Source organism: Humibacter sp. (assembly GCF_051954055.1).
GTDB lineage: Bacteria > Actinomycetota > Actinomycetes > Actinomycetales > Microbacteriaceae > Humibacter.
Window position 1 is genome coordinate 18290 of the sequence record NZ_JBQCIE010000126.1, and the last position, 14661, is coordinate 32950.

9 protein-coding genes and 1 other RNA gene are annotated in these 14661 nt (G+C 68.4%); 1 reads left to right on the forward strand and 9 read right to left on the reverse strand.

Annotated features, from left to right (window positions below):
* Positions 1–5 precede the first annotated feature (5 nt).
* The 9 genes from ACTHNC_RS16670 to ACTHNC_RS16710 all read right to left on the reverse strand — a co-directional run bounded on the left by ACTHNC_RS16670 (position 6) and on the right by ACTHNC_RS16710 (position 14070).
* A complete protein-coding gene (locus tag ACTHNC_RS16670) occupies positions 6–1346 on the reverse strand; it encodes an MFS transporter (protein ID WP_440295745.1) in 1341 nt (446 codons plus the stop codon).
* 104 nt (positions 1347–1450) lie between these two features.
* Positions 1451–2677: an ROK family protein gene (locus ACTHNC_RS16675; RefSeq protein WP_440295746.1), complete on the reverse strand. Its 1227-nt coding sequence runs from the start codon at positions 2675–2677 to the stop codon at positions 1451–1453.
* 31 nt (positions 2678–2708) lie between these two features.
* Positions 2709–3305 (reverse strand): recombination mediator RecR, encoded by a 597-nt coding sequence (gene recR, locus ACTHNC_RS16680; protein WP_440295747.1) that lies wholly within the window; start codon positions 3303–3305, stop codon positions 2709–2711.
* Positions 3306–3308: 3 nt separating this feature from the next.
* Positions 3309–6077, reverse strand: coding sequence for a DNA polymerase III subunit gamma and tau (locus tag ACTHNC_RS16685; protein WP_440295748.1), 2769 nt, complete (start codon positions 6075–6077; stop codon positions 3309–3311).
* A gap of 358 nt (positions 6078–6435) precedes the next feature.
* Entirely contained in the window at positions 6436–7632 is a 1197-nt protein-coding gene (locus ACTHNC_RS16690) for an acetate/propionate family kinase (protein ID WP_440295749.1), read from the reverse strand.
* An 11-nt stretch (positions 7633–7643) separates the two neighbouring features.
* The gene (gene pta, locus ACTHNC_RS16695) at positions 7644–9764 is read right to left on the reverse strand and encodes a phosphate acetyltransferase (protein WP_440295750.1); all 2121 of its coding nucleotides are present in this window, start codon (positions 9762–9764) and stop codon (positions 7644–7646) included.
* Positions 9761–12232: a phosphoketolase family protein gene (locus tag ACTHNC_RS16700; RefSeq protein WP_440295789.1), complete on the reverse strand. Its 2472-nt coding sequence runs from the start codon at positions 12230–12232 to the stop codon at positions 9761–9763. Before ACTHNC_RS16700 ends, pta begins: the two co-directional genes overlap by 4 nt.
* 255 nt (positions 12233–12487) lie before the next feature.
* Positions 12488–12584, reverse strand: an RNA gene (gene ffs, locus ACTHNC_RS16705) — signal recognition particle sRNA small type.
* 106 nt (positions 12585–12690) lie between these two features.
* Positions 12691–14070, reverse strand: a complete 1380-nt coding sequence (locus ACTHNC_RS16710; RefSeq protein ID WP_440295751.1) for a DUF222 domain-containing protein — start codon at positions 14068–14070, stop codon at positions 12691–12693.
* Between the two features lie 130 nt (positions 14071–14200).
* On the opposite strand from ACTHNC_RS16710, the gene ACTHNC_RS16715 reads away from it, so the two are divergent.
* Positions 14201–14650 carry a MaoC/PaaZ C-terminal domain-containing protein gene (locus ACTHNC_RS16715; RefSeq protein ID WP_440295752.1) on the forward strand — a complete coding sequence of 150 codons (450 nt, stop codon included), beginning with the start codon at positions 14201–14203 and terminating at the stop codon, positions 14648–14650.
* Positions 14651–14661: the final 11 nt, after the last annotated feature.

Here is a 14661-nt window from a genome sequence, read left to right on the forward strand (position 1 = left end):
TCTCTCTATCGCACGGACTTGATCGGGAACACGAGCAACGACGACAGCACGATGGCGACGATCGCGTAGACGAAGATCGCGACATAGTTGCCTGCGAAAAGGCCGAGGAGCAGAGCCGCGATCGGCGGCGTTAGCGCCTGGGGCACGTTCGCGGCGATGTTGAGCACGCCGAGGTCTTTGCCGACATCGCCCTGCGAGGGAAGCACGTCGATCATGAGCGCGAGATCCACCGCCATGTAGGCGCCGTACCCCACGCCGACGATCGCGGTGTAGACGAACATGGCTCCCACGGTCGGCGACAGCACGGGCGCGAGCACGCCTGCGGCGATCACGATGGTGGCGACGAAGACGAACATCTTGCGCCGGCCGGTCTTGTCGGAGATGCGGCCGAACACGAGCGTGCTGACGATCATGCACAGCATCGAGACCACCGAGAGCATGCCGGCCGTGGAGCCCGCCTGCACTGGGGTGAGGTGGATGTAGTCCTCCAGGATGTACAGCTGGTACGCCGCGATCGCCTGGTAGCCGAGGATCATGAAGAACCGTCCGCCGAAAGCCCACGCATAGTCCGGATGCTTGCGCGGCGACACCCAGAACGACTTCGCGAACGCGACCCAGTTGAACGGCGTGCGCTCCAGCCCTTTCGAGCTGCGGTCCGGGTTGATCACGACGAACAGCACGGAGACGACGATCACGCCGAGCCCGAAGATGAGGTACGCGAGGCCGAGGTGCATGAGCAGCTGACCGGCGAGGATGACGCCGGCCGCGGCTCCGACGGATGTTCCGACACCCGCGAACGCGGATGTCGTCGCCCGGCCGCTGACCTCGATGCGGTCGGCGATGATCGACGACATCGGACCCTGCCAGGCGTTGAGCAGCACCTGCGCGAGAACACAGATCACGGTCAGCGCGAAGATGCCAGGCGAGAACTGCAGAGCGATCACGCAGAGCCCGCCTCCGATGCCGCCGAAGACGATCCACGGGGAGCGCCGACCGAGCCTCGACCTGGTGCGGTCGGAGAGCGCCCCGACAATTGGCTGCACGAAGATCGTGACGATCGAGCTGATCGCCGTGACGATCGCGAAGTTGCCGATCTTGTTCGCGGGCGTGAGGTCGGCGACCTGCTGCGGCAGCAGGATGGCGATGACGCCGGCATACGTGGCGAAGAGCATGAGATTGCCGACGAGCAGCGATCCCATCAGGGTGCGTCGCCGCGTCGGCGACAGCGACTGCGCCATCGTCGGCGGCGTTGCGGGCGTCGGCGCTCCGACGAGCACCGGTGGTGCGGGAACGGATGCGACGGACTCGGGTGCGCCGAGCCCGTCGCTTTCGGGCGTAGTGGTCATGGATGTCTCCTCATCGTCGAGTCGGCACAGCTGTGGGGGTAAGACGCGTCGGAGCGAGTATGCGCTTCTTCTCACTTTATTTCAAGCGTTGAAGTAAAGTGAGATCAGTGCTGCGCGATCTGGAGCGCGAGCGGGTCCTCGAGCAGCCGCTCTCGGGCATCCCGTAGCGCGCCGAGGATCGCCGCGTCGCCGCCGAGTCCGCTCGGCACCACGGGTGGCAGCACCGAGCTGCCGGCCATCAAGAGGTCGCCGTCGGCGAAAGCGTCGGCGATCGCCCCGGTCAGCTGCGGGTCGGCCCAGAAGCCGCCGATCACGACGATCTCCGGGTCGAACGACATCGTGACGATGCGGAGGGTGCGCGCGATCCAGGGCACGGCGTCCTTCCACGCCGCTGACGCATCGCTCTCCCCCGCCTTGAGACGGGCGACGAACGCGGCCAGCGCCGCCGTGAGGCCCTGCTCGGCCAGCAGGTGCTGCAGGCCGGCGCGCTCGAGGAGGAGGTCAGGGCCGGCGACCGTGACCAGGCATCCACGCTGGCCGCAGACGCACGGCTCGCCGTCGTAGTCGATCGCGACGTGACCCAGCGCACCGGCATAGCCATGCGAGCCGAGGACGACCGTGCCGTCGACGACGAGCGCGCCGCCGATTCCGGAGTTGCTCTTCAGGTACACGAGATCGCGAACGCCCGGATGGGCGGCCAGTTCCTCGCGCGCCGCGGCCGTCGTGTCGCCCACGAGCCGGGCTTCAGGCAGCCGCGGCGCGCGTCGGCGCAGTCCGGCCACGAGGTCGACCGGTCCCCACAGCAGGTCGGTGTCGGCGAGCACGATCGCGGGTTCGCCGCCGACCGGTGCGAAGGCGATCACGGTGACGTCCGTGATCGTTCGGCCGAGCCGTTCGGCCTCATCCAGCGCCTCGTTGGTGACCGTCGCGAGCACGTCGAGCACGGCATCCGGATTTCCCAGCGGGCGACCGTGGTGTTCGGATGCCCGTGCCAACGTCTCCCCCGCGAGAGTCGCGAGCAGCGCGGTCGCGGTGTCGGCATCCAGCTGCACGACGAGCAGAGCTAGGTGGTCGGCGGAGAGCAACAACCGTGTCTTCGGACGACCGCGCCGCGTGGGCTCGGCCTCCGCGCTCTCGGCGATGAGGCCGGCGTCGAGGAGGCTGCTGGTGAGCAGCGTCACGGCGCCCGCGGTGAGGCCGGTGGCCGCCGCGATCTCGCTGCGGGAGAGCGGGCCGCGCTCGGCGAGCGCCGTCGCGACGATCGAGAGGTTGCGTCTGCGCACGTCGCTGCTGACCAGCGTGCCGCGGGCATCCAGCGCCTGCTCACTCACCGTTCGGACCCGCCACTTCGTCGCGCGCTCGTCAGCCGACGAGCCGGCGCGCCTCGAAGGCGCGCCCGAGTGTGACCTCGTCTGCGTACTCCAGGTCCCCTCCGACCGGCAGGCCGGATGCCAGCCGCGTCACCCGCAAGTCCATCGCCTGGAGCATGCGGCTGAGGTAGGCTGCGGTCGCCTCGCCCTCCACATTGGGGTTCGTGGCGATGATGATCTCGCGCACCGAGGCATCCGCGAGCCGGGACATCAGCTGACGGATGCGCAACTGGTCGGGGCCGACGCCCTGGATCGGGCTGATCGCGCCGCCGAGCACGTGGTACAGGCCGCGGAACTCACGCGTGCGCTCGATCGCGACCACGTCTTTCGCCTCTTCGACGACGCAGATCAGGCTCTGGTCGCGGCGTGGATCACGGCAGATCGAGCAGGTCGTCTGCTCGCTGACGTTGCCGCAGATCTCACAGAACCGCACCTTGTCGCGCACGGTGGTGAGCACATCCGCGAGCCGTGACGGATCGTAGTCTTGCGTCTGCAGAATGTAGAACGCGATGCGCTGGGCGGACTTCGGCCCGACACCGGGCAGCCTGCCGAGCTCGTCGATCAGGTCTTGGACGACGCCTTCGTACACGTTCTACCTCTGCCATCCGGAAGCGCCGCCCCCTGCGCCTGATGGCGGGGTGATCTGCTGCTCCTCGATGAACCTGGCGCCGAGCAGCTCGCGCACGACCGCCTCGCCGTAGCGCGTGGGGCCACCGAAGCCGACGGATGCCTTCGGCCTGTTGGACGCAGTCCCCGCGTCGTTCCTGCGGTTCGGGTTCTGGCTGCCGCTGGGTGACGCGGGTTCGGTGCTCGATTCGCGCGGTGCGGACGCGTCGGTCGATGCGGCCGCGGCGGGGATACGCGTGTCCGGCGCCGGTGCGCCGGAAGCCGGGCTTCCGCTCGCCGAGGCGTAGTCGTCGGGGAACGGCGGTTCCTCGTCGTCCGGCACGGCCTCGTCGTCCGGACCGACATACCAGCCTTCGTCGTCGGAGGTCGATGCCGAGCTCGCCGGAGACGCGAGGCCCGGCGCCTGCCCGTCGGGCGCGGCGCCGCTGCGTCCGTCGTCGACAGAACTCGGCTGCGCGGTATTCGCGCTGGAACCAGAGACGTCGTCAGCTCGATCCGGCGCCGTGTCGTCGAGCGGCCGCTCGAGCACGGCGGTCGCGGCACCCGGAATGGCGACCGTCTCCCAGCCCAACGATGAACCGGAAGCAGCCGATGCGTTCGGTCTGACGGATGCGGTCGATGCACGGACACCGGCAGTGGACGGCCCACTCTCCCTGGACCGCTCCTCGTTGGCCGGGGCGACGCCGCCGGTCCGGGCGGGCCCCCGCAAGCTCGGGTCGGAGCCGCGCTGCTCGGATAACGCTCCGACCTGCTGCGCTGAGCTCGGTCCGCCCGGTCCTCCGTTACCCGGTCCACCGCTACCGGGTCCTCCGCGTTCCGGGCCTCCGGATGCGCCGCCGTCGAGCCCGGCCGCCTTCGCGACGAACTTCACGCGGATGCCGAGGAGATCGACGATCGACTGCCGCAGCACCTCGCTCGCTGCATCGTTGGCGCCGGGCGTACCGCGGAAGCTCTCAACATCGTTGGCGCTCGGGAACGACAGCGAGAGCACATCGCCGTCGAGCGAGCGCACGGTCGCCGTATAGACGACCGCCCAGGCGTTGCGGCTCGCCTCGGCGACGGACTCGAGGATCTCGGGCCAGGCATCCCGCACCTGCTGCGTCGTCACGGGACCAACCGGCGCCGTGGGCCCGTCGTCGGTCACACCGGGAGTCGCCCAGGCGGATGCCGCGCCGCCGCTACTCGCTGTCGCGCCGCCCGAGGACGCATCGCCCGCAGGGCCGGACGCTCCACCGGCGCTGGTGCCCTTCTTCGCTGCGGCGGCCGCGGCGAACGCGGCGGCTTGTGCGACCGCCGGATCCACCGACGCGGGCGCGGCCTGCTCCGCTCTGGCGGGAGCGGGCTCTGCCGGCTCCGACCTGGCGGGAGCGGGCTCTGCCGGCTCCGACTGCACGGACCAGGCGGAGGTCGCCGACCTCGCGGCCGCTCCGGGCTCGGCGTCCTGCGTCACCGGCCGCTGGTCCTGCGCCGCGTCGGGCGTGTGCCGGCTCGTCACCGGTTCGGCCGCCCGGGCCGCAGGGGGCCGAGCCGTGGCGGCCGCGGGTCCGTCCGCCTCCCCGACCGTGCTCTGCACGCCGACACGGCGCTCCAGTCGCTCGACGCGGGCGAGCGCGCCGCGATCCGTCGAGTCAGAGGCGGGCACGAGCATCCGCGCGATCATCAGCTCGAGATGCAGCCGCGGCGAGGTGGCACCCGTCATTTCGGTGAGCGCGCTGTTCACGATGTCGGCGCACCGCGAGAGCTCGGCGGCACCGAAGACGGATGCCTGCACCGACATGCGGTCCAGCTCTTCCTGCGGGGTGCCGCGCAGCACAGCGGCGGCAGCATCAGGAGACGTGGCGGCGACGATGATGAGGTCGCGCAGCCGCTCCAGCAGGTCCTCGACGAATCGACGTGGATCCTGCCCGGTCTGGATGACCCGGTCGACGGCGGAGAAGGCGGATGCGGCATCCACGGCACCGATGGAGTCCACGACCTCATCGAGCAGCGCGGCGTGCGTGTAGCCCAGGAGGGCGACTGCGCGCTCGTACTCGATGGTCGCGCCCTCGGAACCGGCGATCAGCTGGTCGAGCAGCGAGAGAGTGTCACGCGGGGAGCCGCCGCCCGCACGGACGACGAGCGGCAGCACGCCGGGAGCAACGGACATCCCCTCGCTCTCGCACAGCTGCTGCACGTAGTCGAGCATCTGTGCCGGCGGCACGAGCCGGAACGGGTAGTGGTGCGTGCGCGAACGGATGGTGCCGATCACCTTGTCGGGCTCGGTCGTCGCGAAGATGAACTTCACGTGCTCCGGCGGCTCCTCCACGATCTTCAGCAGCGCGTTGAAGCCCTGCGGCGTGACCATGTGCGCCTCGTCGAGGATGAAGATCTTGTACCGGTCGCGGGCCGGCGCGAAGATCGCGCGTTCGCGGATGTCGCGGGCGTCGTCAACGCCGTTGTGGCTCGCGGCGTCGATCTCGACCACGTCGAGCGAACCCTGCCCTCCACGGCCGAGTTCGATGCAGCTCTGGCACTTCCCGCAGGGGGTGTCGGTCGGGCCTTCAGCACAGTTCAGGCAACGGGCCAGGATGCGCGCGCTCGTGGTCTTGCCGCACCCCCGGGGCCCGCTGAAGAGATAGGCGTGGTTCACCCGATTGGTACGCAGCGCCGTCATCAGCGGCTCGGTCACCTGAGACTGGCCGATCATCTCGGCGAACGTCTCTGGCCGGTAGCGGCGATACAGGGCGGTGACCACGCGTCAATGGTAGTCGGCACCCCCGACGCTCGATCGAGTCATGTGGAAGGGCGCTCAGGGGTCGACGACGGCCCGTGAGCGACCACCCGTGCGGCAAATCGGAGACCCGCCGAGCGCCCTGGCCAGGGCAACCCGAATGGGCCGGACCTCCGGCGCACGCTGACCGTCCCCCAGTGGCGCGGAGCCGTCCACCCCCTGGACGGTCCCCTCCGCGCCTACGAGGTCATGCCCCGACACGACCTCGAACCGAGTGCAACGCTATCGATTCCCTCTATGGGGAGGTCAAGCGCCCGAGCACAGATCACCCCCTAAGACGGGGCGAACAGGATGACCGCGAGCAACTAAACTTGAGGGTTCTTCATTTGCGAGCGCCGGTAGCCTGCAGGGTCTGGCGCGCGATCTCGAGCTCCTCGTTTGTGGGCACGACGAGCACCGTGATGCGGGAGTCATCTGTGGAGATCACTCGCGGGCCGGTGTTCGGTGCCTCGTTGCGGTCGGCGTCGATCTCGATGCCGAGTCCTTCCAGGCTCGACAGCGATCGAGTGCGCACGATCGCGGAGTTCTCCCCAACGCCCGCGGTGAAGGAGATGACGTCGACACCGCCGAGCTCGACGAGGTACGCACCGACGTAGCGCTTGATGCGATGCACGTACACCCCGAGGGCGAGCCGGGCCTTCTCGTCACCGGCATCCGCTGCTCGCGTCAGGTCGCGCATGTCCTTGTGCCCGGAAAGCCCGAGCACCCCTGACTGCTTGTTCACAAGCTCGTCGAGCTCTTCGACGCCCATGCGGGTCTTGCGCTGCAGGTAGAGCAGCACGGCCGGGTCCATGTCGCCGGTGCGGGTGCCCATCACGAGTCCCTCGAGCGGCGTGAAGCCCATGCTCGTGTCGACCGATCGACCGCGGTCGATGGCGCACGCTGACGCGCCGTTCCCCAGGTGCAGCACGATCTGCTTCAGCTCGGTGAGCGGCCGCTGCAGGAACTCCGCCGCAGCCTCCGACACGAACTTGTGGCTCGTGCCGTGGAAGCCGTAGCGACGGATGCGCAGGCGTTCGGCGATGGATGCCTCGAGCGCGTACGTGTAGGCATCCGGCGGCATCGTCTGATGGAAGGCGGTGTCGAACACGGCCACCTGCGGCAGGTCGGGGAAGGCGTGCTGCGCCGCCTTGATCCCCTCGACGTTCGCCGGGTTGTGCAGCGGGGCCAGGTCGGAGAGGTCCTCGATGTTGATGAGCACGAGCGGCGTGATGAGCGTGGGCTCGAAGAACCTCGCCCCGCCGTGCACGACCCGGTGTCCGACGGCGACCGGCGGATGCTCGTCGAGGCTCGGTCCGTGCTCCCGGAACCCGGCGAGCATCACGTCGAAGCCCGCCGTGTGGTCAGGGATCTCGAGCGACCGCTCCCAGTGACCCTCCGGTGTGTCGTAGCTCACGTGCCCGGTGGCCTCGCCGATCCGCTCGACCAGACCTGACGCCAGACGCTCCTCGGACTCCGCGTCGATCAGCTGGTACTTGAACGACGACGACCCGCTGTTGATGACCAGGACGGATGACATGACCCCTCAGTTCAGCTCTGTGCCTGGATCGCGGTGATCGCGATCGTGTTCACGATGTCGTCGACGAGCGCCCCGCGCGAGAGGTCGTTGATCGGTTTGCGCAGTCCCTGCAGAACCGGCCCGATCGCGACAGCACCCGCGGAGCGCTGCACCGCCTTGTACGTGTTGTTGCCGGTGTTCAGGTCGGGGAAGATGAACACGGTCGCGCGCCCGGCCACGCTGGAACCGGGCAGTTTTGCGGCGGCGACGGCGGCATCCGCTGCGGCGTCGTACTGGATCGGACCCTCCACGAGCAGCTCCGGCGCCCTGGCCCGCACGAGGGATGTCGCCTCCCGCACCTTCTCCACGTCGGCGCCGCTGCCGGACTCCCCCGTCGAGTACGAGAGCATGGCCACTCGCGGTTCGATGCCGAACTGCTCGGCCGTCGCGGACGACGAGATCGCGATGTCCGCGAGCTGGTCGGCGGTGGGGTCCGGGATGACGGCGCAGTCCCCGTACACGAGAACCCTGTCGGCGAGCGCCATCAGGAACACGCTGGAGACGACCGAGACGCCCGGTTTCGTCTTGATGATCTCGAACGCCGGGCGGATGGTGTGCGCTGTCGTGTGCTTCGCACCGGAGACCATGCCGTCGGCGAGGCCGAGCTGCACCATGAGCGTGCCGAAGTATGAGACGTCGGTGACGACATCCGCCGCCTGCACGCGCGTGATCCCCTTGTGCGAGCGCAGCCTGAAGTACTCGTCGGTGAAGCTCTCGTGCAGCTCGGGATCGAAGGGCGACAGGATGCTCGCCTCGTCCAGCTCCACGCCGAGCTCCCGTGCCCGCCCGAGCACCGCCCCCTCGTCGCCGAGGATGGTCAGGTCGGCGATGCCGCGCGAGAGCACCACGCCGGCCGCCTTCAGAATGCGGTCGTCGTCGCCCTCCGGCAGCACGATGCGCTTGCGGTCCGAGCGGGCTCGTTCGATCAGTCGGTACGCGAACGCGAGCGGTGTCACGACCGGTGCGCGTTCGATGTCGAGCATGCGCAGCATGGCGTCGGGGTCGATGCTGCGGTCGAACAGCGCCAGCGCGCGCTCGCGCTTGCGTTCGGAGTCGGCAGCCAGCCTGCCCCTGGTGTGCGTCACGCGCACCGTCGTCTCGTAGCTGCCGTACTCGGTCGCGATGAGCGGCACCTTCGTGTGGATGCCGTCCAGTAGCCGCTCGATCGGCTCGCTGAGCGCGAACCCGCCGTTGAGCACGATGCCCGCGACCGAGGGAAACGTGCCGGACGCGTTCGCCATCAGCACCGCGAGCAGCACCTCGGTGCGGTCGGCCGGCAGCACCACGACGGACCCTTCGATCAGCCGGGTGAGGACGTTCTCCATCGACATCGCCGCCACCACGACGCCCAGCGCCTCGCGCTCCAGGAGCTGCGGGTCGCCGGAGACGAGCTCCCCGTCGACGGATGCCATGATCGAGGCCACCGACGGCGCCACCAGCACCGGATCCTCCGGGATGGCCCAGACCCCGGGCCGCGATTCCGCGGTCCCTTCCGCCGGCATGGCCGACGTCACCGCCCGCACGATGTCGTCGATCCGCTCCGGGTCGGCGCGGTTCACCACGACCGCGATCAACTCCGCGTGCTCCGCGTGCAGCGACACCACGGCCACCTCGGTGAGCTGGCGGATGTCGGAGGGGGTGCGGGCATCCGCCTGCCCGAGCCGCTCGTCGGCGCCTCGGGCCACGCGTCCGCCGAGCACAAGCAGCACGGGCGAGCCGAGGTTCGCGGCGATACGCGCGTTGTAGCCCAGCTCGGTCGGGGTGCCGACGTCGGTGTAGTCGCTGCCGACGATGACGACGACATCGCTGGATGCCTCCACCGCCTTGTACCTGTCGATGATGCGCGAGAGCGCGGCCTCCGGGTCAGTGTGCACATCGTCGTACGTGACACCGAGCGCCTGCTCGTAGCCGGTCTCCACGCCGTCAAGCTTCAGCAGAAGGTCGAGCACGTAGTCGCGCTCCGTCGTCGACCTCGCGATCGGCCGGAAGACACCGACCCGGCGCCCCTGCCGTAGCAGCAGGTCGACCACCCCGAGCGCGATCGTGGACTTGCCGCTGTGTCCCTCCGCCGAGGTGATGTAGACGGAGCTCACGCGTTGTCCCCGCCGGTGTCGGTGGAAAGGTTCACGGCTTCGTCCGCTCCGCTCTGGTCGTGTCCGACCGTCGAGTGCCCCCACGCCCAGTTGGCGACTTCAGGGATGTCCTCACCGTACTCGCGGGTGTACTGGCGGGCGGCAAGGCGGGCATCCTGCATCCGCTGACGCAGTTCGCCGTATCGCTCGGCGAGGCCCGGCACGCGGTCGATCACGTCGATCACCAGGTGGTACCTGTCGAGATCGTTGAGCATCACCATGTCGAACGGCGTCGTCGTCGTGCCGTTCTCCTTGTAGCCCCGGGCGTGGATGTTGTCGTGCCCGTGCCTGCGATACGTGAGTCGGTGGATGAGCCACGGATACCCGTGGTAAGCGAAGATGATCGGCCGGTCGCTCGTGAAGATCGCGTCGAACTCGCGGTCGGAGAGTCCGTGTGGATGCTCCGTCTCAGACTGCAGACGCATCAGGTCGACGACGTTGACGACGCGCACCTTCAGATCGGGGATCTCGTCGCGCAGCAGTTGCGCCGCCGCCAGCACCTCGAGAGTCGGGATGTCCCCTGCCGCCGCGAGCACGACATCCGGAGCCTCGCCCTCGACCTCGGTGCCCGCCCATTCGAAGATGCCGAGGCCGCGGGTGCAGTGCGCGATCGCGCGATCCATGCTGAGCCAGTTCGGGGCGGGCTGCTTGCCGGCGACGACGACGTTCACGTAGTCGACGGAGCGCAGGCAGTGGTCGTACGTGGACAGCAGCGTGTTGGCGTCGAACGGCAGGTACACGCGCACGACGTCGGCGCTCTTGTTGACGACGTGGTCGATGAACCCCGGATCCTGGTGGCTGAAGCCGTTGTGATCCTGTCGCCAGACGTGGCTGGAGAGCAGGTAGTTCAGGCTCGAGATGGGTCGGCGCCACGGGATCTGCCGCGTCACCTTCAGCCACTTGGCGTGCTGATTGAACATCGAGTCGATGATGTGGACGAACGCCTCGTAGCAGTTGAACAGCCCGTGCCGGCCGGTGAGCAGGTAGCCCTCCAGCCATCCCTCGCACTGGTGTTCGCTGAGCATCTCCATCACGCGCCCCGCTCGGGCGAGATGGTCGTCGGTCTCCCAGAGCTCGGCGTTCCACTGCTTCTCGGTGTGTGCGTACACGGCGGGCGCGAGACGGTTGGACGCCGTCTCATCCGGTCCGAAGATGCGGAACGTGGTCGGGTTGTCCTCGATCACGGTCGCCAGCCACTCCCCCAGCACCTTGGTGGCCTCGTCGACCGTGGCACCCGGATCGGGAACGTCGACCGCGAAGTCGCGGAAGTCGCGCAGCGTCAGCTCCTTGCGCAGCAGCCCGCCGTTCGCGACCGGGTTCGCGCTCATTCGCCGGTCGCCCTCCGGCGCCAGCTCAGTGGCGAGTGCGGCAGGCGCTCCTGCTTCGTCGAACAGCTCGTCCGGGCGGTACTTCCTCAGCCAGTCCTCGAGGATCTTCGTGTGCTCCTCGCTGTCGCGCGCGTTCGCAAGCGGCACTTGATGCGCCCGGTAGGTGCCCTCGATCTGCACGCCGTCCACGGTGTGCGGGCAGGTCCAGCCCTTCGGCGTTCGCAGGATGATCATCGGCCAGGCGGGAACCGCGCCGCCCTGCTCGTCTCCGGGAGCGGCGTCGTAACGGCCGGCACGGGCATCCGCCTTGATCGTCGCGATGTCGTTGAGCACCTCGTCAAGGGTCGCGGCGAATCGCTTGTGCACCTCGATCGGGTCTTCGTCGTCGAAGCCTCCGCTGACCAGGTAGGGCTTGTACCCGTAGCCGCGGAACAGCTCGAACAGCTCGTCTTCCGGGATGCGCGCGAGCACGGACGGGTTGGCGATCTTGTAGCCGTTGAGGTGCAGGACCGGCAGCACTACGCCGTCCTGCTTCGGGTCGAGGAACTTGTTCGAGTGCCAGCTCGTGGCCAGCGGTCCGGTCTCGGCTTCACCGTCGCCGATGACGCAGGCGACCAACAGATCGGGGTTATCGAATGCGGCGCCGTATGCGTGGCTCAGCGAGTAGCCGAGCTCGCCGCCCTCGTGGATGGAGCCGGGCGTCTCCGGGGCGACATGGCTCGGGATGCCGCCCGGGAACGAGAACTGGCGGAACAGCTTGCGCAGTCCCTCTTCGTCCTGCTTGATGTGCGTGTACACCTCGGAGTAAGTGCCGTCGAGGTACGCGTTCGCCACCATGCCGGGACCACCGTGGCCGGGGCCGGTGATATAGATCGCGTCGAGGTCGCGTTCCCGGATGGCCCGGTTCAGGTGCGCGTAGACCAGGTTCAGGCCGGGCACTGTGCCGAAATGGCCCAGCAGCCGCGGCTTGATGTCGTCTCGGGTGAGGGGCCTCCGCAGCAGCGGGTTGTCGAGCAGGTAGATCTGCCCGACGCTGAGGTAGTTGGCGGCGCGCCACCAGGCATCCAGTGCCGCGAGCGTCTCCGGGGCGAGCTCGCGCAGGGGCCGATGCGGGAACGCGGGATCGTAGTCCGCAGCGGTGCGTCTGCCCTCGTAGTGTAGGCGGGTAGCGGTGGTGGATGCCACGACTTGCGGAGGCCGCGCCCGCTGCGTCCCCTTCGTCTTGCGAGTCTTGGCCGATGCCGACACGGGAGCCACGAGGATTCCTCCAGACCGGCCGCGATCGCGGCCGTCTTTTCCATCCTTGTCAGGCGGTCCCGCGACGCGCCACCCCTTCGTGGCATCCCGCGACAAATGAAAAAGGACCCCCCGCGCACCCGCCAGAGCCCGGTTACCCTTGCTGCGTTTCCGCCCTGGGGGAGTTGGCCTGGATGGCGCCACGCGAGGAGCCTCATCCAGTGTACCGGCTGACGGATGCGCCTGTTGCGCCGGGCGGTGGCCCGCACCCGCGCCACTGCGCACGCCGCCCTTCACGGCCCCTCCGTATACAGCGGTCACGCTCATGCGGTGAGGTCGTATCGCGCCTTGCCACCGAGGCGCGGAGTGCGGCTGGGATCGAGCCAGGCAGGCGGGATGAACCAGACCCGGGCCCGGGTGTGCAGCGGTCTCGACCCTGTGTGACTTCGATCGACCTTGGCCCGCGGGTTTTCGATGCGGATGTCCCAGCCATCGTCGTGAATACGGTGATGGCAGTTGGTACAGAGCAGGATGCCGTTGTTGAGGTCGGTGGGCCCGGCGTCTCGTTTCCACCACAACAGGTGGTGGCCGACGGTGAGGGCCGGTGGGAGCCCGCAGCACGCGCATCCACCGTCGCGTTCGGTGAGGGCGAGTTTCTGTGCTGGGGTGAACAATCTCTTTGCTCGGCCCCAGTCGAGGATCTCGCTTTCCCCTCCAAGCACGCAGGGGATGATCTGCGCGTCGGCGGCCATGCGTCGTACGGTCGACACCGAGACCGGCTGAGCGATGCCGTCGATAGTGCCGTAGCCGGTGCCGTCTTCCAAATCAGCCAGATTCATCCGCACCACCACGGTGGTACTCGGCGCGGTCGGCACGCTTTGGCAGCCCAGGCCGTGCCGACACAACTCGGACAAGGCATCCGCACGCATCTGCGCGACGCTGCGGTCATCCGCGTCGGCGACGCTCGTTCCGTCCTCACGTCGGCGCAACATCCCTGTCATGATGCCCTCCACGGCAGCGACGATCGGCGCTCCGGTTTCCGGGTCGAACCGGCCGCTGATTGCGATGGCACCGGAGCGCTCCTGACGGATCGACAATTGCCGGTCTGCTCGCAGTTCGTCTTCCCGGGGCTGCACACCGTCGGGGTCCAAGAGCGCCTCGCCGCGGCAGATCAGCACGCGAAGCCGGTCGGGTGTCAGCCCGGGCGCCGCTTCCACCAGTCTGGCTTCCATGGCCTCCCGCGCTTCAGCGTCAGAGCGCACAGCCACCCTGTCAAGCATCGTGATGATCGCCGACGCGGCCAGCGTACCGATCGCCCCGGCACGGACCGCAGCCGCGACATGGGGATGCTTCGCCGGACGTTCTTCCCCGCTCAACGAAGTGCGTGGAGCGGTTGCCTCGCCGACGGCCACGAGTCGGATCGCTTCGCCGACGCTGGTGCCGGTGGTGGTCGAGATCATTCTGCCCGCGCTGGGAAACCCTTGCCGCTTCGCCAATGAGTCACTGCCCAGCTCTGGGCGAGACTGGCGTGCGATCTCCGCCGCGACCGGCACGAGCGCTGCGTCCACCGCGCGCTTCAATCGCCCCAACGCGTCGCCCACCGCGACCAGATCACCGGGAGCGAGCCCTAAAACCTCTCGATCACCCGACGCATGCCGCACCGCATCCAACGATGTCTGCACCGCGTCGAGAAGATCCTTCATACGACTAATCTATCACACGTTTAGTGTTGAGTTTCGAAGTTTTCTTCGATTGAATCGTATGCGCCGGCTGCCGGTCACGACTGGGCCAGCGATACGCTCGTGGAGCATCCGTCGAACGAAGGGAACGGGCATGACGCTGTACCTGGACGATCTTCACGCCGGCCAGGTGTTCGTCACGCCGGGACGCACGATCACCGAAGCGGATGTCATGTCGTTCGCCTCCTGGACGAACGACAACAACCAGGTGCACACCGACGCGGAGTTCGCGGGGCGCACCCGCTTCGGCCAGCGGATCGTGCATGGCATGCTCGGGGCATCCCTCTGTCTTGGTCTGATCGCGAGAACCGGCGTCTTCGAAGGAAGCGCTGTCGCTCTGCTCGGTATCGATCAGTGGAAGTTCGCCGCGCCGATCTTCATCGGCGATACCGTGACGTGCACGGTCGAGATCCTCTCGACGCGTGTCACGAGCTCGGGCCGGTACGGGATCGTGGAACGGATGCTCACCCTCCGCAACCAGCGTGACGAGGTCGTGCAGAGCGGACGCATGGACGTGATGGTGGCGACCGCGCCCGTCGCCTGAACGGATGCAGT

What these genes read in the sequence shown, in the direction of transcription:
- ACTHNC_RS16670 (WP_440295745.1), bottom strand. Translation starts at nt 1,346, where the DNA reads ATGACCACTACGCCCGAAAGCGACGGGCTCGGCGCACCCGAGTCCGTC.
- ACTHNC_RS16690 (WP_440295749.1), bottom strand. Translation starts at nt 7,632, where the DNA reads ATGTCATCCGTCCTGGTCATCAACAGCGGGTCGTCGTCGTTCAAGTAC.
- ACTHNC_RS16710 (WP_440295751.1), bottom strand. Translation starts at nt 14,070, where the DNA reads ATGAAGGATCTTCTCGACGCGGTGCAGACATCGTTGGATGCGGTGCGG.
- ACTHNC_RS16715 (WP_440295752.1), top strand. Translation starts at nt 14,201, where the DNA reads ATGACGCTGTACCTGGACGATCTTCACGCCGGCCAGGTGTTCGTCACG.